At 73.7% G+C, this 23,591-nt stretch carries 17 protein-coding genes; 7 read left to right on the top strand and 10 right to left on the bottom strand.

Annotated features, from left to right (window positions below; genetic code table 11):
* Positions 1–2: 2 nt before the first annotated feature.
* On the bottom strand, positions 3–2,516 hold the full coding sequence (locus ABZY31_RS07880) for a DUF3516 domain-containing protein (RefSeq protein WP_356405942.1): 2,514 nt from the start codon (positions 2,514–2,516) through the stop codon (positions 3–5).
* A gap of 143 nt (positions 2,517–2,659) precedes the next feature.
* Here ABZY31_RS07880 and ABZY31_RS07885 point away from each other — a divergent pair, with 143 nt between their 5' ends.
* Complete coding sequence (locus tag ABZY31_RS07885) at positions 2,660–3,451, top strand: metal-dependent hydrolase (protein WP_356405944.1); 792 nt, start codon at positions 2,660–2,662, stop codon at positions 3,449–3,451.
* Between the two features lie 211 nt (positions 3,452–3,662).
* Here ABZY31_RS07885 and ABZY31_RS07890 read toward each other — a convergent pair whose 3' ends face one another.
* The 4 genes from ABZY31_RS07890 to ABZY31_RS07905 form a co-directional block, all read right to left on the bottom strand.
* Positions 3,663–5,444, bottom strand: coding sequence for an ABC transporter ATP-binding protein (locus tag ABZY31_RS07890; RefSeq protein WP_356405946.1), 1,782 nt, complete (start codon positions 5,442–5,444; stop codon positions 3,663–3,665).
* On the bottom strand, positions 5,441–7,327 hold the full coding sequence (locus ABZY31_RS07895) for an ABC transporter ATP-binding protein (protein ID WP_356405948.1): 1,887 nt from the start codon (positions 7,325–7,327) through the stop codon (positions 5,441–5,443). The genes ABZY31_RS07890 and ABZY31_RS07895 overlap by 4 nt, the downstream gene beginning before the upstream one ends.
* A 173-nt stretch (positions 7,328–7,500) precedes the next feature.
* A complete protein-coding gene (locus ABZY31_RS07900) occupies positions 7,501–10,446 on the bottom strand; it encodes an FAD-binding and (Fe-S)-binding domain-containing protein (protein WP_356405950.1) in 2,946 nt (981 codons plus the stop codon).
* Positions 10,447–10,474: 28 nt separating this feature from the next.
* Complete coding sequence (locus ABZY31_RS07905; protein WP_356405952.1) at positions 10,475–10,957, bottom strand: MarR family transcriptional regulator; 483 nt, start codon at positions 10,955–10,957, stop codon at positions 10,475–10,477.
* A gap of 108 nt (positions 10,958–11,065) precedes the next feature.
* Here ABZY31_RS07905 and ABZY31_RS07910 point away from each other — a divergent pair, with 108 nt between their 5' ends.
* Positions 11,066–12,931, top strand: coding sequence for an ABC transporter ATP-binding protein (locus ABZY31_RS07910; protein WP_356405953.1), 1,866 nt, complete (start codon positions 11,066–11,068; stop codon positions 12,929–12,931).
* Between the two features lie 63 nt (positions 12,932–12,994).
* On the top strand, positions 12,995–13,843 hold the full coding sequence (mltG, locus tag ABZY31_RS07915; RefSeq protein ID WP_356405955.1) for an endolytic transglycosylase MltG: 849 nt from the start codon (positions 12,995–12,997) through the stop codon (positions 13,841–13,843).
* 9 nt (positions 13,844–13,852) lie between these two features.
* Here mltG and ABZY31_RS07920 read toward each other — a convergent pair whose 3' ends face one another.
* The 3 genes from ABZY31_RS07920 to ABZY31_RS07930 are packed head-to-tail and all read right to left on the bottom strand — an operon-like array spanning position 13,853 to position 16,185.
* Entirely contained in the window at positions 13,853–14,941 is a 1,089-nt protein-coding gene (locus ABZY31_RS07920; RefSeq protein ID WP_356405957.1) for an FAD-dependent oxidoreductase, read from the bottom strand.
* Between the two features lie 4 nt (positions 14,942–14,945).
* Positions 14,946–15,659 carry an HAD family phosphatase gene (locus ABZY31_RS07925; protein ID WP_356405959.1) on the bottom strand — a complete coding sequence of 238 codons (714 nt, stop codon included), beginning with the start codon at positions 15,657–15,659 and terminating at the stop codon, positions 14,946–14,948.
* Positions 15,660–15,705: 46 nt separating this feature from the next.
* Complete coding sequence (locus ABZY31_RS07930) at positions 15,706–16,185, bottom strand: Lrp/AsnC family transcriptional regulator (RefSeq protein WP_356405961.1); 480 nt, start codon at positions 16,183–16,185, stop codon at positions 15,706–15,708.
* Positions 16,186–16,419: 234 nt separating this feature from the next.
* Between ABZY31_RS07930 and ABZY31_RS07935 the strand changes: the two genes are divergently transcribed.
* The 3 genes from ABZY31_RS07935 to ABZY31_RS07945 all read left to right on the top strand — a co-directional run bounded on the left by ABZY31_RS07935 (position 16,420) and on the right by ABZY31_RS07945 (position 21,211).
* Positions 16,420–18,027, top strand: a complete 1,608-nt coding sequence (locus ABZY31_RS07935; RefSeq protein ID WP_356405963.1) for an SDR family oxidoreductase — start codon at positions 16,420–16,422, stop codon at positions 18,025–18,027.
* A gap of 686 nt (positions 18,028–18,713) precedes the next feature.
* The gene (locus ABZY31_RS07940) at positions 18,714–20,087 is read left to right on the top strand and encodes a deoxyribodipyrimidine photo-lyase (protein ID WP_356405965.1); all 1,374 of its coding nucleotides are present in this window, start codon (positions 18,714–18,716) and stop codon (positions 20,085–20,087) included.
* A gap of 20 nt (positions 20,088–20,107) precedes the next feature.
* Positions 20,108–21,211: a MerR family transcriptional regulator gene (locus tag ABZY31_RS07945; RefSeq protein WP_356405967.1), complete on the top strand. Its 1,104-nt coding sequence runs from the start codon at positions 20,108–20,110 to the stop codon at positions 21,209–21,211.
* Here the strand turns inward: ABZY31_RS07945 and ABZY31_RS07950 are convergent.
* Complete coding sequence (locus ABZY31_RS07950) at positions 21,123–21,725, bottom strand: sigma-70 family RNA polymerase sigma factor (RefSeq protein WP_356406006.1); 603 nt, start codon at positions 21,723–21,725, stop codon at positions 21,123–21,125. The two genes, ABZY31_RS07945 and ABZY31_RS07950, sit on opposite strands and share 89 nt — an antisense overlap.
* Positions 21,726–21,865: 140 nt before the next feature.
* A complete protein-coding gene (locus ABZY31_RS07955; RefSeq protein WP_356405969.1) occupies positions 21,866–22,690 on the bottom strand; it encodes a phosphatase PAP2 family protein in 825 nt (274 codons plus the stop codon).
* A gap of 178 nt (positions 22,691–22,868) precedes the next feature.
* Here ABZY31_RS07955 and ABZY31_RS07960 point away from each other — a divergent pair, with 178 nt between their 5' ends.
* Complete coding sequence (locus ABZY31_RS07960; RefSeq protein WP_356405971.1) at positions 22,869–23,486, top strand: TetR/AcrR family transcriptional regulator; 618 nt, start codon at positions 22,869–22,871, stop codon at positions 23,484–23,486.
* The last annotated feature ends 105 nt before the right edge of the window (positions 23,487–23,591 follow it).

Genomic DNA, 23,591 nt, shown 5'->3' on the forward strand with positions numbered 1-23,591 from the left:
GGTCAGAGTTCGCCGACGGCGGTGACCCGGACGACCGCCCGGCCCTCCTCGTCGGACGCCGCGAGGTCGACCTCGGCGCTGATGCCCCAGCCATGGTCGCCGTTGGGGTCGGCGAAGGCCTGGCGGACGCGCCACAGACCGTGCTCCGCGTCCTCCTCGATCATCAGCAGCTTGGGGCCGCGGGCGTCCGGGCCGGTGCCGAGGTCGTCGTACTCGTCCCAGTAGGCGTCCATCGCGTCGCCCCACGCGTCCGCGTTCCAGCCGGACTCGGAGTCCAGCTCGCCGAGCTCGTGGAGGTTGTCCAGGGCGGCCAGCTCCACCCGGCGGAACATGGCGTTGCGGACCAGGACGCGGAAGGCGCGGGCGTTGGCCGTGACCGGCTTGACCTGGTCGGCCTTCTCCTGGGCCTGCTCCGCCGTCTCCACTTCCGGGTTCGCCAGCTGCTCCCACTCGTCGAGCAGGCTGGAGTCGACCTGGCGGACCAGCTCGCCGAGCCAGGCGATGAGGTCCTGGAGGTCCTCGGACTTCAGGTCGTCCGGGATGGTGTGGTCGAGCGCCTTGTACGCGCCCGCGAGGTAGCGCAGCACGATGCCCTCGGTGCGGGCCAGCTCGTAGAAGGCGGTGAACTCGGTGAAGGTCATCGCGCGCTCGTACATGTCGCGGATGATCGACTTCGGGGAGACCGGGTGGTCACGGACCCACGGGTGGCTCTTGCTGTACACGTCGTAGGCGTGCAGGAGCAGCTCTTCGAGCGGCTTCGGATAGGTGACGTCCTGGAGCCGCTCCATCCGCTCCTCGTACTCGATCCCGTCGGCCTTCATCGCGCCCACGGCGATGCCGCGCTCCTTGTTCTGCTGCGCGGCGAGGATCTGGCGCGGGTCGTCCAGCGTGGATTCCACGACCGACACCATGTCCAGCGCGTAGGAGGGGGACTCCGGGTCCAGCAGGTCGAAGGAGGCCAGCGCGAAGGTGGACAGCGGCTGGTTCAGCGCGAAGTCCTGCTGGAGGTCCACGGTCAGCCGGATCGTGCGGCCCTCCGCGTCCGGGGTGTCGAGCTTCTCGACCACCCCGCCGTCCAGCAGCGAGCGGTAGATCGCGATGGCCCGGCGGATGTGGCGCAGCTGGCTCTTGCGCGGCTCGTGGTTGTCCTCGAGGAGGTGGCGCATCGCCTTGAAGGCATCGCCGGGCCGGGCGATGACCGACAGCAGCATGATGTTGGTGACCTTGAAGCGCGAGGTCAGCGCCTCCGGGTCGGCGCCGATCAGCTTCTCGAAGGTGGTGTCGGACCAGGCGACGAATCCCTCGGGCGCCTTCTTGCGGACCACCTTGCGGCGCTTCTTCGGGTCGTCGCCCGCCTTCGCGAGCGCCTTCTCGTTCTCGATCACGTGCTCGGGCGCCTGGGCGACCACGTACCCCGCGGTGTCGAAGCCCGCCCGCCCGGCCCGGCCGGCGATCTGGTGGAACTCGCGCGCCCGCAGCGTGCGGACCCGGGTGCCGTCGTACTTGGTGAGCGCGGTGAAGAGGACCGTGCGGATCGGGACGTTCACGCCGACACCCAGGGTGTCGGTGCCGCAGATCACCTTGAGCAGACCGGCCTGGGCCAGCTTCTCGACCAGGCGCCGGTACTTCGGCAGCATGCCCGCGTGGTGGACGCCGATCCCGTGGCGGACGTAGCGCGAGAGGTTCTGGCCGAACTTGGTGGTGAAGCGGAAGTGGCCGATCAGCTCGGCGATCTTGTCCTTCTCCTCGCGCGTGCACATGTTGATGCTCATCAGCGACTGCGCCCGCTCGACGGCCTGGGCCTGGGTGAAGTGCACGATGTACACGGGCGCCTGCCGGGTTTCCAGCAGTTCGGTGATGGTGTCGGTGATCGGCGTGGTCACGTATTCGTACGACAGCGGGACGGGCCGGGTCGCGGAGCGGACCACCGAGGTCGGCCGCCCGGTGCGCCGGGTCAGGTCCTCCTCGAACCGCTTCATGTCGCCGAGGGTGGCCGACATCAGGACGAACTGCGCCTGCGGCAGTTCCAGCAGCGGGATCTGCCAGGCCCAGCCGCGGTCCGGCTCGGCATAGAAGTGGAACTCGTCCATCACGACCTGGCCGATGTCGGCGTTGCGGCCGTCGCGCAGGGCGATGGAGGCCAGCACCTCGGCGGTGCAGCAGATCACGGGAGCGTCCGAGTTCACCGAGGCGTCACCGGTCAGCATGCCGACGTTCTCGGTGCCGAAGAGCTTGCACAGGTCGAAGAACTTCTCCGACACCAGGGCCTTGATCGGCGCGGTGTAGAAGGTGACCTTGTCCTGGGCCAGCGCGGTGAAGTGGGCGCCGGCGGCCACCAGGCTCTTGCCGGATCCGGTCGGGGTGGAGAGGATCACGTTCGCCCCGGAGACGACCTCGATCAGGGCCTCCTCCTGCGCCGGGTACAGGGCGATGCCCTGGTCCTCGGCCCACGAGGAGAAAGCCTCGAACAGGGCATCGGGGTCGGCGTTCGGCGGGAGCTGATCAATGAGGGTCACGCCCCCCATCTTGCCTGGCTTCCCCCCGGATGAGGGAACCGGCGGCATCGAAGAAGATCATCGCCGGTACGCTGTGCCGTTGACCGGGCCCGAACGAAACCGTCAACTGGGCCCGACCTCACACCAATGGGGCGGGAACGACCATGATGGGTCCGGCGCACTCACTCTCCGGGGCAGCGGCCTGGCTGGGGGTGGGCGCGGCGACCGCGGCCGCCGGTTACCCCATGCCCTGGCCGGTCCTCGTCGTCGGCGCGCTCATCTGCGCGGGCGCGGCCCTGGCCCCCGACCTCGACCACAAGTCCGCGACGATCTCGCGCGCCTTCGGACCGCTCTCCCGGGGCCTCTGCGAGGTGGTCGACAAGATCTCCTACGCCGTCTACAAGGCGACCCGCTCCCCGCGCGACGCCCGCCGCACCGGAGGGCACCGCACCCTCACCCACACCTGGCTGTGGGCCGTCCTGATAGGCGGCGGCTCCTCGGCGCTGGCCGTCACCACGGACCGCTGGGGCGTCCTCGTACTGCTCTTCGTCCACCTCGTGCTCGCCGTCGAAGGCCTGCTGTGGCGGGCCGCCCGGATGTCCAGCGACATCCTCGTCTGGCTGCTCGGCGCCACCAGCGCCTGGATACTGGCCGGGGTACTGGACCAGCCGGGCAACGGCGCGAGCTGGCTGTTCACCGCTCCCGGCGAGGAGTACCTCTGGCTCGGCCTGCCGATCGTGCTCGGCGCGCTGGTCCACGACATCGGGGACGCGCTGACCGTATCGGGCTGCCCCGTCCTGTGGCCCCTCCCCATCGCGGGCAAGCGCTGGTACCCGATCGGCCCGCCGAAGATGATGCGCTTCCGCGCGGGCAGCTGGGTCGAGCTGAAGGTCCTCATGCCGGTGTTCATGCTGCTCGGAGGCGTGGGCGGGGCCGCCGCCCTCGGCTTCATCTGACCTCCCCGGCACCCGGCGGCCCCCGTCGCGCAAGGCCGTCCGTTCGGTCACCGCGTACTCCCTGGACGAGACGGTCACGTACTTCCTGGTGCCGGGAGCCGGGCGGCCACTTCGTTCCCCCCGGGAACGACCGTGCCCCGTCCCGTCCACGACAGTGGACGGGACGGGGCATGCGGCTCTCCCGCACCCAGGCCGGACCGGCGGCCCCGGATCAGCCGTGCCAGGAGCGCCACAGCGCCGCGTACGCACCGCCGGCGGCGACCAGTTCGTCGTGCGAACCCAGCTCGCTGATCCGGCCCGCCTCCACCACCGCGATGACGTCCGCGTCGTGCGCGGTGTGCAGCCGGTGCGCGATCGCCACGACCGTACGTCCCTCCAGCACCCGGGCCAGCGAGCGCTCCAGGTGCCGGGCCGCCCGCGGATCCAGCAGCGAGGTCGCCTCGTCCAGGACCAGCGTGTGCGGATCGGCGAGCACCAGCCGGGCCAGCGCGATCTGCTGCGCCTGCGCCGGGGTGAGCGTCGCGGCGCCCGACCCGACCTCGGTGTCCAGACCGCTCTCCAGTGCCCTGGCCCACCCGTCCGCGTCCACCGCGCCCAGCGCCGCCCACAGCTCCGCGTCCCCGGCGCCCGACCGGGCGAGGCGCAGGTTGTCGCGCAGGCTCCCCACGAAGACGTGGTGCTCCTGGTTGACCAGCGCCACGTGCTCGCGCACCCGCTCCGCGGGCATCCGAGCCAACTGCGCCGCGCCGAGCGTGACCTCGCCCTCGCGCGGCGCGTAGATGCCCGCCAGGAGCCTGCCCAGCGTGGACTTGCCCGCTCCCGAGGGGCCCACCAGGGCGACCCGGGTGCCCGGCGGGACCGACAGGGACACCTCGTGCAGGACGTCGACCCCCTCGCGGTAACCGAACCGGACCCCGTCGGCCCGTACGTCCCGGCCGTCGGGCACCACGTGCTCGTCACCCGCGTCGGGTTCGATCTCCCGCACCCCGACCAGCCGGGCCAGGGAGACCTGGGCGACCTGGAGTTCGTCGTACCAGCGCAGGATCAGCCCGATCGGGTCGACCATCATCTGCGCCAGCAGCGCGCCGGTCGTCATCTGTCCCACCGACATCCAGCCCCGCAGGACGCAGTAGCCGCCGATCAGCAGCACCGACCCCAGGATCGTCACGTAGGTGATGTTGATGACGGGGAAGAGCACCGACCGCAGGAACAGCGTGTACCGCTCCCAGGCCGTCCACTCCTTGATCCGCTGCTCGGACAGAGCGATCCGGCGCCCGCCCAGGCGGTGCGCCTCGACCGTGCGGCCCGCGTCCACCGTCTCGGTGAGCGCGGCCGCGACCGCCGCGTACCCGGCCGCCTCCGACCGGTACGCCGAGGGCGCCCGCTTGAAGTACCAGCGGCAGCCGAGCACCAGCACCGGCATCGCCACCAGGGCCGCCAGGGCCAGCGGCGGCGCGGTGACGGCGAGCGCCCCGAAGAGCAGCCCCGCCCACACCACACCGATGGCCAGCTGCGGCACCGCCTCGCGCATCGCGTTGGCGAGCCGGTCGATGTCGGTGGTGATCCGCGACAGCAGGTCCCCGGTGCCCGCGCGCTCCAGCACGCCGGGCGGCAGGCCCACCGAGCGGACCAGGAAGTCCTCGCGCAGATCGGCCAGCATCTCCTCGCCGAGCATGGCCCCGCGCAGCCGGACCATCCGCACGAACAGCGTCTGGACGAGCAGCGCCAGCGCGAACAGCAGCGCCACGCCCCCCAGATGCAGGTCGCGCGCCCCCGCCGCGAGATCGTCCACCACCCGGCCGAGCAGATAGGGGCCGATCATGGAGGAGACCACCGCGACCGCATTGACCGTCACCAGGAGGACGAACGCCCGCCGGTGCCGCCGCAGCAGAGCGCGCACATAGCCCCGTACCGTCGCCGTCGTGCCCACCGGAAGGGTGGCGACGGTTTCGGGGGCGGCCGGATCGTACTCCGGCGCCACCACGCCGATCATGCCGATTCCTCGATCTCTGTGAGTTCCCGCAGCGTCTCGATCCGCTCGACCGCGCCGAGCAGCTGTTCCTCGTCGGTCTCGCGCGTGACGACCGCGCGGTAGCGCGGCTCGCCGTGCAGCAGTTCCCGGTGCGTTCCGACCGCGGCCACCGTGCCCCCGTCGACCAGGACGACCCGGTCGGCGCGGTCCAGCAGCAGCGGCGACGACGCCAGGACGACCGTCGTGCGCCCCGCGCGCAGCGTCGCGAGGCCCTCCGCGATCCGGGCCTCGGTGTGCGAGTCGACCGCCGAGGTCGGCTCGTCCAGCACCAGCACCTCCGGGTCGGTGACCAGCGAGCGCGCCAGCGCGAGCCGTTGGCGCTGACCACCGGACAGGGAGCGTCCGCGCTCGGTGATCCGCGCGTCCATCGGGTCGTCCACCCCGTCCGGCGCGGACTGCGACAGCGCGTCCAGGACGTCCGCGCACTGGGCCGCCGCCAGCGCCGCCGAGGCCTCGACCGCGGCGGACGCCGGTACGTCGAGCAGCTCGCGCAGCGTGCCGGACAGCAGCACCGGATCCTTGTCCTGGACGAGCACCAGCGTGCGCGCCGTGTCCAGTTCCAGTGCGTCCAGCGCGATCCCGCCCAGCAGTACCGACGGACCGCCGACCGCGTCGGCCGGATGACCGCCGAGGCGCTCCGCCAGGCGCCCCGCGAGGTCCGGGTCACCGCAGACCACGGCGGTGAACACGCCCGCGGGGGCCATCAGTCCGGTCTCCGGGTCGTACAGGTCGCCCCCGGGGGCCGGGGCCGCGGGCTTCGCCGCCGGCGGAGCGTCCGCTTCCGCGCGCTGCGCGGCGGTTGCCCGCGCGCCCGGTTCCGCGGGAGCGTCGCCGTCGGGACCGGGGTCCGTACGGGTCAGCGACAGCACCCGGGCGGCCCGCTTGGCGGAGGGCCGCGAGAAGGAGTACGCCATGGCGATCTCCTCGAAGTGCCGCAGCGGGTACAGCATCAGGGCCACCGCGCTGAAGACCGCGACGAGTTCGCCCACCGTGATCCGCCCGTCCAGGACCAGCGTGGCGCCGTACCAGACCACCGTGATGAGCAGCAGGCCCGGCAGCAGCACCTGGATCGCGGAGATCAGCGCCCACATGCGGGCGCTGCGCACGGCGGCCTTGCGGACCTCCTGGGAGGCCTCGCGGTAGCGTCCGAGGAACAGTTCCTCGCCGCCGATCCCGCGCAGCACGCGCAGCCCGGCCACCGTGTCCGAGGCCAGCTCGGTGGCCCTGCCCGCCTTGTCGCGCTGGATGTCGGCGCGCCTGGTGGCGCGCGGCAGCAACGGCAGGACGGCCAGGGCCAGTACGGGCACCCCGCCCGCGACGACCACACCGAGCGCGGGCGCGTAGAAGACCAGGCCGACGCAGATCACGACGACGGCGACGGCGGCGGCGAGGAACCGCGAGACCGCCTCGACGAACCAGCCGATCTTCTCGACGTCCCCGGTGGATACGGCCACCACCTCGCCCGCGGCGACCCGCCGGGTGAGGGCGGCACCCAGCTCGGCGGTCTTGCGGGCGAGCAGCTGCTGGACCCGGGCGGCGGCGGTGATCCAGTTGGTCACGGCCGTCCGGTGCAGCATGGTGTCACCGAGCGAGATCGCGATCCCGATGAGCAGGACGAGCCCGCCGACCAGGATCAGCCGGGTGCCGTCGCGGTCCACGACCGCCTGGACACCGAGGCCGACGGCGAAGGGCAGCCCGGCGATCCCGCAGAAGTGCAGCAGCCCCCAGCACAGGCTCTTGAGCTGTCCGGCGAGCTGATTGCGTCCGAGCCACAGCAGGAACCGGGGCCCGGATCGCGCGTCGGGTACCCCTGGGTCCGGATACGGAAGATCGCTGATCTGCATGACGCCCCATGACTCGGTAGTGGTTCAAACCGTGCAAGGTTCGCCTTTGAACACCATGCGGGGCAATCGATTTACCATCGCCGGGACCAGAACCGGCCATGGTCGCGGGGCCCCTGCCCGGACCGGGGACGACCGGACCGGACGGGGGCGCTCCGGCCCGCCGGCCGGGGAACTCAGGGGCGGGTGGCCCGTTCCAGCTCCAGCAGCACCGAGCGGTAACCGCGCCCGGTGGCCCGTTCCATGCCCACCTCGCACATGCGGTTCGCCGACAGGTGGACGTCGTAGGAGCGCGCCGTGACCTCCGCGGCCTCCCGCGCCGTCGCGGCGTCCGTCAGCTCCGGATGCAGCATGCCGCGGTCGCCCGCGAAGGCGCAGCAGCCCGCGTCGTCCGGCACGGCCACCTCCCGCGCGCAGGCCTGCGCCACGGCCCGCAGCTCGGCCTCGTCGCCCAGATGGCGCATCGAACAGGTCGGGTGCACCACCGCCGAACCGACCGTGCGCAGCACCTCCAGACGCGGCAGCAGCTCCTCGGCCGCCCAGACGACGGAGTCGACGACGGTCAGTGCGGCGTGCAGGTCGCGGTTGTCGGCGGTCAGGTACGGGATGACCTCGTGGGCGAGGCCCAGGGTGCAGGAGGAGGCGTCCACGACGAGGGGCAGCCGGCCGCCCGCCGTCCAGCCCCAGGCGGCCTCCACGATCCGGTTCGCCATCAGCCGGTTCCCGGCGTCGTAGCCCTTGGAGTGCCAGATCGTGGCGCAGCAAGTGCCCTTGACGTCCTGGGGGATCCACACCGGCCGCCCCGCCCGGGCGCCGAGCGCGACCACGGCTTCGGGCAGCGAGGGCCCGGCCGTCCCGTCACCGCCGTCGGGTCCGCCGAAGATCCGGTTGACGCAGGCCGGGTAGTACACGGCGCGGGCGCCGACCCGCCGGGTGGCGGGCAGCGCGCGAGCCGCCGCGCCCGGAATCTGCGGCAGCCACCGCGGCACCAGATCCGGGCGTACGGCCTTGCGCGCGGCCCCCGTGACCAGCCGCAGCGGGCCGTCACCGACCCGGTCGGTGATCCGGTCGGCCGCGGCGACCGCGAGCCGCGCGGCGCTCTCCACCGTCGCGAAGTGCCGGGCGGCGAAGGCGGCCGCCCGCTCCTCGCGCGGGCCGTGACGGCGGTGGCGGAAGTCCCTCATCAGGGCGCCGGTGTCGATGCCGACCGGGCAGGCGATCCGGCAGGTGGAATCACCCGCGCAGGTGTCCACGGCGTCGTAGCCGTAGGAGTCGAGGAGCCCGTCCAGTACGCGGGAGCCGGGCTGCTGGCGCGTCATCTCGCGGCGCAGCACGATCCGCTGCCGGGGGGTGGTCGTGAGGTCCTTGCTGGGGCAGGTCGGCTCGCAGAACCCGCACTCGATGCAGGGGTCCACGACCGCCTCCACCGTCGGGATCGTCTTGAGTCCCCGCAGGTGGGCGCGCGGGTCGCGGTCCAGCAGGATCCGCGGCGCGAGCACCGCGCCGGGATCGACGAGCCGCTTGGTGCGCCACATCAGCGCGGTGGCCGCGGCCCCCCATTCCAGTTCCAGGAAGGGGGCCATGTTGCGGCCCGTGGAGTGCTCGGCCTTCAGCGAACCGTCGAACCGCTCGACGGTCAGCCGGCAGAAAGCGTCCATGAACGCCTCGTACCGCGCGACGTCGGCGGGCAGCGCGGCGTCGAAGGCCAGCAGGAAGTGCAGGTTGCCGTGGGCCGCGTGACCGGCGACGGCGGCGTCGAAACCGTGCTCCGCCTGGAGTTCCAGGAGGGCCTCGCAGGCCTCGGCCAGGCGGGCGGGCGGGACGGCGAAGTCCTCCGTGATCAGGGTGGTGCCGGGGGCGCGGGCGCCGCCGACGGCGGTGACGAAGGCCTTCCGGGCCGTCCAGAACCCGGCGATGGCCGCGGGATCGGAGGTGAAGGCGTTGGTCACCGAGGCCACCGGGGCGACGAGGTCCAGCCCGGCGACCAGCTCGGCCGCGCGCCGCTCGTACGCCGCCCGGCCCGCGGCGTCCGGCGCCCGGAACTCCACGAGCAGCGCGGTCGTGTCCTTGGGCAGCACGGCCCAGTCCGCCGGTACGCCCGCCACGCGGACCGAGGCGCGCAGCGTGTTGCCGTCCATCAGCTCGACGGCGATCGCACCTGCCGCCGTGAAGAGGGGCACGGCCGCCGCGGCGGCGGGCAGCGAGGGGAAGAAGAGCAGGGCACTGGACAGCTCGCGGTCCAGCGGCAGGGTGTCGAAGACGACTTCGGAGATGAAGCCGAGGGTGCCTTCGGATCCGACCATCAGCCCGCGCAGGATCTCCACCGGCGTGCTGCCGTCGAGATACGCGTCCAGGCGGTAGCCGGTGGTGTTCTTGATCTCGTACTTGGCGCGGATCCGGGCGGTGAGCCGCGGGTCCGCCTCGATCTCCCGCTTGATCTCCATCAGTCCGCGGCACAGGGCGGGCTCGGCCCGCGCCAGCTCCTCGTCGGCCCGCGGGTCGGCGGTGTCCACCACGGTGCCGCCGGGCAGCACGAAGGTGAGCGAGGACAGGGTCCGGTACGCGTTCCTCGTGGTCCCCGCGGTCATGCCCGAGGCGTTGTTCGCGACCACCCCGCCGAGGGTGCAGGCGATCGCGCTGGCCGGGTCGGGACCGAGCACCCGGCCGTGCCGGGCGAGCGCGGCATTGGCACGCTGGACGGTCGTGCCGGGCCGGATCCGGGCGCGCAGCCCCTCCTCCAGCACCTCGATCCCCGCCCAGTGGCGGCGCACGTCGACCAGGATGTCCTCGCCCTGGGACTGGCCGTTGAGCGAGGTCCCGGCAGCGCGGAAGACGACCTCGCGCTGCTTGCCGTGGGCGTAGGACAGCACGGCGGAGACGTCGTCGATGTCCTCGGCGACCACGACGACCTGCGGCACGAAGCGGTAGGGGGAGGCGTCCGAGGCGTAGCGGACCAGGTCGGAGACCTTCCACAGCACCTTCTCGGCGCCGAGCAGCGCCGTCAGCTCGGAGCGCAGCGGCTCGGGGGTCCCGCCCGCCAGCCGCTCGGGCACCCGGTCGGCGGCCGGAGCGCCGACGCCGCGCGGACGCAGGGCTCCCGGGTTCGGCTCCAGCAGCGGCATGCGTGCCCCCTCGGCTGAGCGGTCCTCCTCAGCAGCCGTGCTCCGCCCGCTCCTGCGCCGGTGCGTCGGCCAGGGCGTCGAGCAGGCCGCCGAGCAGTTCGCGCTGATCGGTGGTCAATGGAGCCAGGATCTCCTCCGCGGCGCCCGTCCGCGCGCTGCGCAGCCTGCGCAGCGTGGCGCGCCCGGTCTCGGTCAGCTCGATCCGGATGACCCGGCGGTTCGCGGTGTCCGGGACCCGGCGCACGCACGCGGCCGCTTCCAGGCCGTCGACCAGCGTGGTCACCGCACGCGGCACGACCTCCAGGTGGGCGGCCAGATCCGCCATTCGGGGAGGCTCGCCCGCAGGGTAGTGCGCGACCGTGCGGAGCAGGCGGGACTGGGCCGGCGTGATCCCGAGCGGCTCCAGATGGCGCTTCTGGATGCGGTGCAGCCGACGGGTCAGGCGCAGCAGCTGCTCGGCGAGGACGCCGTCCGAGCTGTCCGGGCTGTCGGTCTCGGAAGCGGTGCTCATACTGGGAAGGGTAGCAGGACCAGGCTCATTGTGAGTATAGGTAACAATGAGCTATGCTCATTTGAGTCTCAGGATCATGTGGTCAGGAGTGTCGTCAGAGGGAGGCCCATGCGCCCCGAAGGAAAAGAACCGAAATGGACGCCGTCGAAGGAAGCCCTCGACCCGCGTCGTCCCGCCCCCGCCGACCAGCCGCGCGAACTGCGGCGGATCGCGCGCCTGTTCCGCCCCTACCGGGGCCGGCTCGGCATCGTGGGGCTGCTCGTCGGTGCCTCGTCGCTGGTCGGCGTCGCCTCGCCGTTCCTGCTGAAGGAGATCCTCGACGTCGCGATCCCGCAGGGGCGGACGGGGCTGCTCAGCCTGCTGGCCCTCGGCATGATCCTCACCGCGGTCGTCACGAGCGTGTTCGGCGTGCTCCAGACCCTGATCTCCACCACGGTGGGCCAGCGCGTCATGCACGACCTGCGGACCGCCGTCTACGCGCAGCTCCAGCGGATGCCGCTGGCGTTCTTCACCCGCACCCGCACGGGTGAGGTGCAGTCCCGGATAGCCAACGACATCGGCGGCATGCAGGCCACCGTCACCTCGACGGCGACCTCCCTCGTCTCCAACCTCACGGCCGTGGTCGCCTCCGTGGTCGCGATGCTCGCCCTCGACTGGCGCCTCACGCTCGTCTCGCTGCTCCTGCTGCCGGTGTTCGTGTGGATCAGCCGCCGGGTCGGCCGCGAGCGCAAGAAGATCACCACCCAGCGCCAGAAGCAGATGGCGGCCATGGCCGCCACCGTCACCGAATCCCTCTCGGTCAGCGGCATCCTGCTGGGTCGCACCATGGGCCGGGCCGATTCGCTCACCCGGTCGTTCTCCGAGGAATCCGAGAAGCTCGTCGGCCTCGAAGTCCGCTCCAGCATGGCGGGGCGGTGGCGGATGTCGACCATCGGCATCGTCATGGCCGCGATGCCCGCGATGATCTACTGGGCGGCGGGCATGGCCTTGCAGTCCGGCGCCCCGTCGCTCTCCGTCGGTACCCTCGTCGCCTTCGTTACCCTCCAGCAGGGCCTGTTCCGGCCCGCCGTGAGCCTGCTGTCGACGGGTGTGCAGATCCAGACCTCGCTCGCGCTGTTCGCCCGCGTCTTCGAGTACCTCGACCTGCCGGTCGACATCACGGAGCGCGAGGACGCCGTCCGACTGGAGCAGGCCAAGGGCGAGATCCGGCTGGAGGGCGTGGACTTCGCCTACGACGCCAAGAACGGTCCCACCCTGACCGGCATCGACATCACGGTCCCGGCGGGCGGCTCCCTCGCGGTCGTCGGCCCCACCGGATCCGGCAAGAGCACGCTGAGCTATCTCGTGCCCCGGCTGTACGACGTCACCGGAGGCCGCGTCGCGCTCGACGGCATCGACGTCCGCGACCTGGACTTCGACTCGCTGGCCCGCTCGATCGGCGTCGTCAGCCAGGAGACGTACCTCTTCCACGCCTCCGTGGCCGACAACCTCCGCTTCGCCAAGCCGGACGCCACCGACGAAGAGATAGCCCAGGCGGCCAAGGCGGCCCAGATCCACGACCACATCGAGTCGCTGCCCGACGGCTACGACACCCTCGTCGGCGAGCGCGGCTACCGGTTCTCCGGCGGTGAGAAGCAGCGCCTGGCCATCGCGCGCACCATCCTGCGCGACCCGCCGGTACTGATCCTGGACGAAGCCACCAGCGCGCTCGACACGCGCACCGAACACGCCGTGCAGAAGGCGATCGACGCCCTCTCCGAAGGCCGCACCACCATCACCATCGCGCACCGGCTCTCCACCGTCCGGGATGCCGATCAGATCGTCGTCCTCGACGGGGGCACGATCGCCGAACGGGGCACGCACGAGGAACTGCTGGAAGCCGGCGGACGCTATGCGGCCCTGGTCCGCAGGGACAGCGACATGGCTCCGGCCACCGTGACGCTGGACGCGCCGACCCTGTCGGTCCGCGTGTGATCATCTGACCGCCGCACGGCTGGGCTGCCGGGACCGCGGTGCGTCGCGGGTTAGCGTTTCGGTATGCGTCAAGAGCACCGGCCGCCGAAGCGGCCCGGGACCCGCGTCACCCGCCGGGGCCGACTGGCGATCCTCTTCGGTCTGCTGGTCGCGACCGGGGCGGCGGTGCTGGTCCCCCTCCTGCTGAACGGGGGCGCCGACAAACCACCCCCGCCACCGCGCCGGCTCGTGATCCCCGAAGGCTGGCGGGCTGCCCAGGTGTTCGCGGCGATCGACCGTGAGCTGAAGCTCCCCGCGGGCTCTGGCAAGGCGGCGGTCGCCGGAGCGGGTCTGGCCCTGCCCGCCGAGGCCAAGGGCAATCCGGAAGGGTTCCTCTTCCCGGCCGCCTACCCGGTGACCGACGAAAGCACGCCGGCCGCGCTCCTCGCCTCCATGGTGCGGACGGCCGGCCGGACACTGGCCGGCGCACCGGTCGCCGCCGGAGCCAAGGCCCAGGGGATGACCCCGTACCAGACGGCCACCCTGGCGAGCATCATCCAGGCGGAAGCCGCCACCCCGGCCGACATGGGCAAGGTCGCGCGGGTGGTCTACAACCGGCTCGCCAAGTCGATGCCGCTTCAGATGGACTCGACCATCAACTACGCCCTGAACCGCACCACCGTGGACACCGCGGTGGGCGACACCCGGATCGACAGCCCCTTCAACACCTACGCACGGCAGGGTCTGCCGCCGACCCCGATCGACAACCCCGGCGCGGCGGCCATGGCGGCGGCGGTCGCCCCGACCCCCGGCGACTGGCTGTTCTTCGTCACGGTGAAGCCGGGGGACACCCGCTTCTCGGCGACGTACGAGGAGCACAAGCGCCACGTGGCCGAGTTCAACAAGCGCCGCGCCGCCGCCCGGAAGGCGTAGGGGGCGCGGTCAGCGCACCCCGACCGGGGAACCCGCGCCCGCCCCGGCGGGCGCGAGGAGGCGGCGCAGCTCGCGGGCGGCCGCGCCGCCCGCGCGGTTCGCGCCGATCGTGCTGGCCGAGGGCCCGTAGCCGACGAGGTGCACCCGCGGGTCGCGGACCGCCCTGGTGCCCTCCACGCGGATCCCGCCGCCCGGCTCGCGCAGCCGCAGCGGAGCGAGGTGGTCGATCGCCGCCCGGAAGCCGGTGGCCCACAGGATCACGTCGGCCTCCACGATCCGGCCGTCGTCCCAGGCCACGCCCGACGGGGTGATCCGGTCGAAGGCGGGCAAGCGATCGAGCACCCCCGAGGCCAGCCCGGCGCGTACGGCGTCGTTCAGCGGCAGACCCGTCACGCTGACCACGCTCTGCGGCGGCAGCCCCCGGCGGACCCGCTCCTCCACCATCGCCACCGCGGCCCGCCCCTCGACCTCGCCGAAGGAGCCGTCCCGGAACACCGGGGGCCGCCGGGTGACCCAGGTGGTCTCCGCGGCGACCTCGGCGATCTCCAGCAGGTGCTGCACGCCCGAGTTGCCCCCGCCGACGACGATCACCCGGGCTCCGGCGAACTCCTGGGGCCCGGGGTAGTCCGCGGTGTGCAGCTGGCGCCCCCGGAAGGTCTCCTGGCCCGGATAGCGCGGCCAGAACGGCCGGTCCCAGGTCCCGGTGGCATTGACCAGGGCCCGCGCCGACCACGTGCCGGCCGCGGACTCCACGCGCAGCCGCCCGCCGGTTCCCTCGCGCACCGCCGTCACGTCCACGGGGCGCCGTACGCGCAGCCGGAAGTGCTCCTCGTACGCGGCGAAGTACTCCCCGATCACCTCGGACGACGGGCGGGCCGGGTCGGCGCCCGTCAGCTCCATCCCGGGCAGCGCGTACATGCCGTGCACCTTCCCGTAGGTCAGCGAGGGCCAGCGGAACTGCCAGGCGCCGCCGGGGCGGGGTGCGTGGTCCAGCACCACGTGGTCCAGCCCCGCCCGCCCCAGGTGATAGGCGCTGGACAGACCTGCCTGTCCGGCGCCGATGACCACCACGTCCACGTCACTACGGAAATCGTTCACGGTTCTACCAACTGGCGGAGGCCCCGGGATCTTCCCCCGCGGCTGCTCGGCGGCGCGCGCTCAGCCAGTCGTGCGCCGCGTCCGCCGAGAACTCCGCCTGCCCGCCCCGGAACAGCAGCTCCGCCGCCCCGAACGCCGGGTCGTCCGCGGTCCCCGCCACGTACGGGACCGCCACGCAGGCCATCCCGGCGGCGTGCGCGGCCTCCACTCCCGGAGCGGCGTCCTCCACGACCACGCAGTCGGCCGGATCCGCCCCCAGCCGCCGCGCCGCCTCCAGGAAGACGTCGGGCGCGGGCTTGCCGTGCGCGACCTCCTCCGCGGAGACCACGGTGGTCAGCAGGACGTCCAGACCGGTCCCGGCGAGCACGGCGTCGATCGCCTCGCGCGAGGAGCCGGAGGCCACGGCCATCGGGACCCCCTCGCCGTGCAGCCGTTCCACGAACGCACGCATCTCCGGGAAGGCCTCGGTCCGGGCGCTCGCCAGCTCCAGGTAGGCGGCGTTCTGCTCGGCGAGCAGCTGCTCCACCGGCGCGTGCAGCGCGTACCGCTCGCGCAGGACCTCCAGCGTCTCCAGGGTGCCGATGCCGATGAAACGCGCGTGCTCCTCCCACGTGAAACCGGTGACGCCGTGCCGTTCCAGGGTGCGGCGGCCGGAGGCGTAGTAGTTCGGTTCGCTGTCCACGAGGGTGCCGTCGAGATCGAATATGACGGAAATCATCCGTAGTGCCCGCCCTGCCGGTCGTGTACGTATTCCAGCCATCCTGTCAGGCCTTGCGGGCGGACCGGCCGACGGATTCCACCAGCGGCAGCAGCCGGTGCGGGACCCGTTCGCGCAGCGCCACCTCGGTCCGCGTGCGGACCACACCCGGCAGCCGGATCAGCCCCTGGATCACGTCCTCCAGATGGGCGTTGTCCCGGGCCGCCACCCGGGTCAGCAGGTCCCCGCCGCCGGTGATGGAGAAGGCCTCGATGATTTCCGGCACGGAAGCCAGCGCCTCGCCCACTTCGTCCAGGTGCCCCTGCGTGACCTCGATGTGCACGAACGCCAGCACCGGGTGGCCGAGCGCCGCGGGAGAGAGCGCCGGGCCCGTGCCCGTGATCACCCCGGTCCGCTCCATCCGGTCGATGCGGGCCTGCAGGGTGCCGCGCGCCACGCCGAGGCGGCGGGCGTACTCCCGCAGGCTGGTGCGCGGCTCCTCGATCAGCAGCCGCAGGATCCGGGTGTCCAGCTCGTCCACCGCCATGGTCCGGGACCTTCCGTGGGGGTTCGGGATCGCTCCCGGACTGTACCAATGGCCCACAAACCACCCATCGGAGAGACCGTGCCCCAGCCGGCACCCGCATTCGGACCAATGCGGCGCCGCACGCATCCGTCCTCCCGGGCCGCCGCGAATCGGCATGAGAGGGTCCGGCGGAGCGGGGGACCGTCGGCGGGGATCGAGGCCGTGCACCGGGCAGCGCCCGGAAGGGAGAGAGCCATGGACGACCGGGCGACCACCAGTGGCGAACCCGCGGGCCGGCCCGCCCCCGGAGGCGCAACCGGGCCCGGCGGGCTGACCTGCCTGGTCACCGGCGCCACTGGTTACATCGGCGGCCGGCTCGTGCCCGAACTCCTGGACGCGGGGCACACCGTCCGCTGCCTGGCCCGCTCGCCGGAGCGGCTGCGCGACCACCCCTGGGCCGGGCGGGCCGAGGTGGTGCGCGGGGACGTCACCGACCCGGACTCGGTGGCGGCCGCCCTGCGCGGGACGGACGTCGCGTACTACCTCGTGCACGCGCTGGGCACCGGCCCGGGCTTCGAGGACCGCGACCGGTCGGCCGCCCGGATCTTCGCCGAGCAGGCCCGCGCGGCCGGGGTCCGCCGGATCGTCTACCTCGGCGGCCTGACCCCGGCGGACGTCCCGGCGCGCGAGCTGTCCCCGCACCTGCGCTCGCGCGCCGAGGTCGGCGACATCCTCCTCGGCTCCGGCGTCCCCACCGCCGTGCTGCGCGCCGCGGTCATCATCGGTTCCGGCTCCGCGTCCTTCGAGATGCTGCGCTACCTCACCGAACGGCTCCCGGTCATGGTCACCCCGAGCTGGGTCGGCACCCGCATCCAGCCGATCGCCGTCCGCGACGTGCTGCGCTACCTCGTCGGCGCCGCCACCCTGCCCCCGGAGGTCAGCCGGACCTTCGACATCGGCGGCCCGGACGTGGTCACCTACGAGCAGATGATGCGCCGCTACGCCGCCGTCGCACGCCTGCCGCGCCGGCTGATCGTGCGCGTGCCCATGCTCACGCCGCGCCTGTCCAGCCACTGGATCGGCCTGGTCACGCCGGTGCCGCGGTCGCTGGCCCGGCCGCTCGCGGAGTCCCTGCGCCACGAGGTGGTCTGCCACGAGCACGACATCGCGCGGTACGTGCCCGATCCGCCCGGCGCGCCGGTCCCCTTCGACCGGGCCCTGGAACTGGCGCTGCAACGGGTCCGCGAGGCCAAGGTGACCACCCGGTGGTCCTCGGCCTCCCTCCCCGGAGCCCCCAGCGACCCGCTCCCCACCGACCCCGACTGGGCGGGCGGCAGCCTCTACGAGGACTGCCGCGAGCGGGACGTGAACGCCTCCCCGCAGGCGCTGTGGCGGGTGGTCGAGGGGATCGGCGGGAAGAACGGCTGGTACTCCTTCCCGCTGGCCTGGGCGGTGCGCGGCTGGCTCGACCGGCTCGTCGGGGGAGCCGGCATCCGGCGCGGCCGGCGCGACGCGGCCCGGCTGCGCGTGGGGGACTCCCTCGACTTCTGGCGCGTGGAGGAGCTCGAACCGGGACGGCTGCTGCGGCTGCGCGCCGAGATGCGGCTGCCGGGGCTCGCCTGGCTGGAGATGTACGTCGACGACCGCGCCCCCGGCTCCGCCCCGGCGACCGGCGGCCACGCCTCCCGCTACCGCCAGCGGGCCTTGTTCCACCCCCACGGCCTCCTCGGCCACCTCTACTGGTGGAGCGTCTCGCCCTTCCACGCGGTGGTCTTCGGCGGCATGGCCCGCAACATCGCCCGCGCAGCCGAATCCCTCCCCCCGTCCCCGCCTCCCGACCACCCCCGCCGAGCGGGCGGCTGAGCGCCCCGCTGCCGAAGCCCGAAGCCCCCGCCCCACGGCCGCAGACCCGACCCCGGCCCAAGGCGGCCGACGCGCCCGCCCCCGGTCCTGTGCCGGTTCGGGGTCCGCACCCCGGCCTGGCACCCTGGGGCCCAAGGAACCGGGACCCTGGCCAGGAGCTGGGTCGGGGCCAGCGGGTCCCGGATGTCCCGACCGGCCCATGGCTCACGCCATGGCCAGGGGCAGGGACTTGCCCGGTCCCGGCCCTGCTGTGTCGCCAGGGCGCCGGACGCGGACCCCGGCCCCCACCCGTGGCACAGGGCATCGAACCCCGTGCCACCCGGGTACTCGCCCCGCCCGGGGTTGGTCGCTCCGCGCCCACGCCCGGCGGGACCGCGGGCCGGGACCCGTCGTCCCGAACCCTCGGGCCGCCCCGGGGCGGAGCCCGGCCCAGCGGTCCCGGACCGCCCACCTCAGCCACTTCAAGCCCGCCGGGCGATTGAGGGCCCCCGCCGGAGGCGACACCCGGCGGAGGCCGGCCAAGGCCCCGGGCCCGGCCCCGGGGCCACGGATCGGACCCTGGCCCCCCGGCCCCCCGGGGCTCCCCGAACCGAAGCCGGAGGCGCACTCGCATCCGGCGGCGACCCCCCGCCCGAAGTACCGCACGACAGCACACCCCCGCACCCCTTCTGACGTGGAGCCCGTCCATGAACGTCGCGGTCGTCCTCTACACCTCCGACCTGCGCCTGCACGACCACCCGCCGTTGCGGGCCGCGCTGTCCTCCTGCGCCGAGGTGGTGCCGCTGTTCGTCCGGGACCGCGGCGTCGACGCCGCCGGGTTCGCCGCCCCCAACCGGCTGGCGTTCCTCGCAGACTGCCTGGCCGCCCTTGACGCCGGCCTGCGCGAGCGCGGCGGCCGCCTGGTCGTCCGCTCGGGGGACACCGTCGACCAGGTGTGCACGGTGGTCCGCGAGGCCGACGCGGACGAGGTGCACATGGCGGCGGGGGTCAGCGCCTACGCCCACGGCCGCGAGGAGCGGCTGCGCGCCGCGCTGGAGCGGGAGGGCCGCCGGCTGTACGTGCACGACGCGGTGGTGACGGCCGTCGCCCCCGGCGCGGTGACCCCGGCGGGTTCGGACCACTTCGCGGTGTTCACCCCGTACTTCCGCCGCTGGTCCGAACTGCCCCCGCGGCCCGTCACCGCCGCCCCGCGCGCGGTCCGGGTGCCCGAAGCCGTCGGTTCGGAGCCGCTGCCCGCGCGGGACGCCGTCCGCGGAACCTCGCCGGCCCTCGCCCGCGGCGGCGAGAGCGAGGCCCGGGCCCGGCTCACCGCCTGGCTGCGCGGCGGCCTCGCGCGCTACGAGGACACCCACGACGACCTGGCCGGGGACGCCACCTCCCGGCTCTCCCCGCACCTGCACTTCGGTACCCTCTCGCCCGCGGAATGCGCGCACCGCGCGCGGGCGGCGGGCGGCCCCGGCGCGGAGGCCTTCGTGCGGCAGCTGTGCTGGCGGGACTTCCACCACCAAGTGCTCGCCGCGCGCCCCGCGGTCGCCCACGAGGACTACCGGATCCGGCACGACCGCTGGCGCAGCGACGCCGAGGCCGCCGAGGAGATCGAGGCGTGGAAGGAGGGCCGCACCGGCTATCCGGTGGTCGACGCGGCCATGCGCCAGCTGCGCCACGAGGGCTGGATGCACAACCGGGGGCGGCTGCTCGCCGCGAGCTTCCTCACCAAGACCCTGTACGTCGACTGGCGCACCGGCGCCCGGCACTTCCTGGACCTCCTGGTCGACGGGGACCTCGCGAACAACCAGCTCAACTGGCAGTGGGTGGCCGGGACCGGCACCGACACCCGGCCCAACCGGGTCCTCAACCCCGTCCGCCAGGCCCGGCGGTACGACCCCCACGGCGCGTACGTCCACCGCTGGGTGCCGGAGCTGGCGGACCTGCCCGCGCCGGAGGTCTTCGAACCCTGGAAGCTGCCCGCACCGGAGCGGGCCCGCTCCGGCTATCCGGACCCGGTGGTGGACCTCGCCGACGCGCTGGGCCGGTTCAAGCGGGCCCGCGCCATCTCGTGACCGGCCGTATCGTGGCGGGGGTGGACCCCGCACGCCCCCTCCCGGAGCCGCCGCCCGAACCTGCGGCCTGGCCGCTGAGCACCGGCGCCGTCGCCCGGCGCCTGGGCGTTTCGCCGACCACCCTGCGTTCCTGGGAGCGCCGCTACGCCATCGGTCCCGCGCGCCGCGAGGACGGCCGGCACCGCCGCTGGACCCCGGACGACATCGCCCGCCTGGACCTGATGTGCCACCTGACCAGCCAGGGCGTACCGCCCGCCGAAGCCGCCCGCGCCGCGCTCGGCGCCGCTCCGGGGCGGGCGCAGGAGCCGGCTCCTGACCCGGCACCCGTCACCCCGCCCGCCCCCGCACCGGCCCCGGATCCGGCCCCCGCGGCACCGCCCGCCGCCAAGGCGCCGGGCGGGCGCAACGCCCTGCCGCTCGGGGAGGTCCGTACCGAGTGCCGGGGGCTGGCGCGGGCCGCCGTACGGCTGGACGCGCCCGCCGTGGCGGAGCTGCTGGAGGCGGCTCTGGCCGCGCACGGCCCGGTCACCGCCTGGGAGGAGATCATCGCCCCCACGCTGCACGCGGTGGGCCGCAAATGGGCCTCGTCGGGGGAGCGCTACGTGGAGGTGGAGCACCTGCTGTCCTGGCACGTCTCCGGTGCGCTGCGCCGGGTGCGGCCCGCGGCCGAGGCCGCCGGAAGGTCTCCGGTGCTCCTGGCGTGCGCCCCGGGGGAGCAGCACAGCCTGCCGATGGAGGCGCTCTGCGCGGCGCTCTGCGCACGCGGCCTGCCGGTGCGGATGTTCGGGCCCGACCTGCCCGCCGAAGCACTGCACGAGGCGGTCCGCCGGATCGGCCCCTGCGCCGTGGTGCTCTGGTCCCAGGTCCGCACGACCGCGGACCGTGCGCTGGTCCGGTCGGTCGCCGGCATCGAATGGGGCCTGCGCGGGGCCCGCGCCCACCCGCGGATGCTGCTCGCCGGACCGGGCTGGGGGGCGGTCGGCGCCGCTCTGCCGCGCGCGGAGCGGCTGCACGCGCTGCGCTCGGCGGTGGAGATCATCGAGTCGCTGACAGTGGCTGCGCCTGCGTCTGTGCCTGCAGGGAACTCCGCAGGCACCGCAGCGCGCGCCGCATGTGGCTCTTGACCGTCCCCAGCGGCATCCCCGTACGCGCCGCGATCTGGGTCTGGGTCAGGTCCCCGTAGTAGGCGAGGCGCAGGATCCGCTGCTGCGCCGACGGCAGCCGGGACAGCGCGCCGAGGACGAACACCCGGTCCAGGGCCTGTTCCGGCCCCGCGGCGGCGTCGGGCGGCCAGGTGCTCCCGTACTGCGCCCCGGCGGCGGCCACCGCGCGCGCCACCCGGGCCCGGGCGGCCAGCGCGTCCGCGACCTTGTGGCGGGTGATCCCGACCAGCCAGCCGCCGAGGTCGCCGCTGCCGGGCCGGTAGCCGCTGCGGCCGCGCCAGGCGGCGAGGAACACCTGCTGCGTCACGTCCTCGGCCTCCCGCTCGTCCCCGAGGCGCCGCCGGGCGAGGGCGTGCACGAGCGGCCGCCAGCGGTGGTAGACGGCTGCCACGGCATCCTCGTCACCGCTCAGGAAGAGGGCCACGAGGCGTGCGTCGCCGGTGTCGCCGTCCGGGCCGGCGAGGGCGGCGGGCATGGGGTCCGTGTCCGGGTCGGTGCGGTCCTTGAGGTCCATGGCCCCAGCCTCCTGAGCACCAGGGACCCCATCAACTCGCATCGTTTCTGCATCGGATTCGCCCAGTCGCGCGGCCGCCCGTCGTCTGCGGGGGCAGCGGGCTACGTGCGGGTGCGGGCGGGTTCCCGCTCCAGGACGTCCCGCGGGACCGGCACAGCCGCCCGGCCCGCGCCCGCGAGCACGGTCTCGTCGCCGCGGCCGGCTGATCCTGCCGCCGTACGGTCCGCCACGGGCCGGGGGATGACCAGCAGGGCGACGCCCAGCAGCGCGGTCGCGACGAGGGCGTCCAGCCAATAGTGGTTGGCCGTGCCGACGATGACGGTCAGGGTCAGCAACGGGTGCAGCAGCCACAGGTGGCGCCACCGGCCCCGGGTGGCCGCGATCATGCCGAGCGCCAGCATCAGGGCCCAGCCGAAGTGCAGCGAGGGCATCGCCGCGAACTGGTTGGCCATGGTGTCCGCGGCGGGCGCCGCGCCGTAGACCGTGGGCCCGTAGACCTGGCCGGTGTCGACGAGGTGCGCGGCGTCGAGCAGCCGCGGCGGGGCCAGCGGGAAGCCGAGGTGGAGGACCAGCCCGACGGCGGTGAGCACCGCGAGCACCCGGCGGGCCCACAGGTAGTGGCCGGGCCGGCGCAGGTACAGCCAGAGCAGGAAGGCCGCCGTGGCCGGGAAGTGCACGGCCGCGTAGTAGGTGTTCGCGACGTGGATGACGGCCTCGCTGTGCAGGAGCAGGTCCTGCACCCGGCCCTCGCCCGGCAGCCGCAGGGCGCGCTCGGCGTCCCAGACGCGGCCCGCGTTGCGGAAGGCCTCGTCCGTGTGGCCCGCCGTCAGCATCCGGCCGCCCTTGTACACGGCGAAGAGCGCCGCGACGAGCAGCAGCTCGGGTATCGCCCGGGGCCGCCCGACGGCCGTGGTGCGCTGGGTCATGCCCCGGTTCTCTTTCCTGTGTGACGGCCCCCGCGGCCTCTGTCTCTGTGGCGGTCGCGATCGATACGTCAATGTATCGATACGAAAGTGTACCGATACGCCCGCGTTCCGGTACGCTTCCGTATCGGACGCCGAGAGCACCGCACCCGGCCGCGGGAGAACAGAAGGAGAGCCGCCCATGACGCCGTCGTCGCCATCGCCGACCGCCGCCGCGCGCCGCTCCAAGATCACCCCGGAGCGCGAGCAGGAGTTCTACGACGCGGTCCTCGAACAGCTTCGCGAGCACGGCTACGAGGCCCTGACCATGGAGGGCGTCGCAGCCCGGGCCAACTGCGGGAAGTCGACGCTCTATAGGCAGTGGAAGACCAAGCCGCAACTGGTCGCGGCGGCCCTGCGCTCGGCCCGGCGCAGCCGCACCCTCGCCGCCGTGGACACCGGCACCCTCGCGGGCGACCTCCGCGAGGCCGCCCGGATCGCGGCGGGCACCTCGGGCCGAGACACCCGCCTCACCCAGGCCCTCGGCCACGCCGTCATGAACGACGAGGAACTCCAGGCGGCCCTGCGCGAGGCGCTGGTCGAACCCGAGCGCGCGGCCTTCGACGCGATGGTCGCCCGGGCCGTCGCGCGGGGCGAGATCGCCGCGGACCACCCCGCCGTGGAGTTCCTCCCGGCGCAGCTGATGGGCGTCCTGCGGATCCGTCCCGTCCTGGAGGGCCGCTACGCCGACGCCGACTACCTCGTCCGCTTCGTCGACGCCGCGCTGCTCCCCGCACTGGGCCTGGCTCCGGGCCCCTGAAGACCGGCGGGCGGCTGTGGTCATTCTGCTGACCGCCTCCAGTCGAGCACGCCCAGCTTGCCCAACGGCTTCCCAAGATCCCTGAGCTTGACGGTGCGCCAAGAT

Source organism: Streptomyces sp. NPDC006529 (assembly GCF_040611795.1).
Classification (GTDB): domain Bacteria; phylum Actinomycetota; class Actinomycetes; order Streptomycetales; family Streptomycetaceae; genus Streptomyces.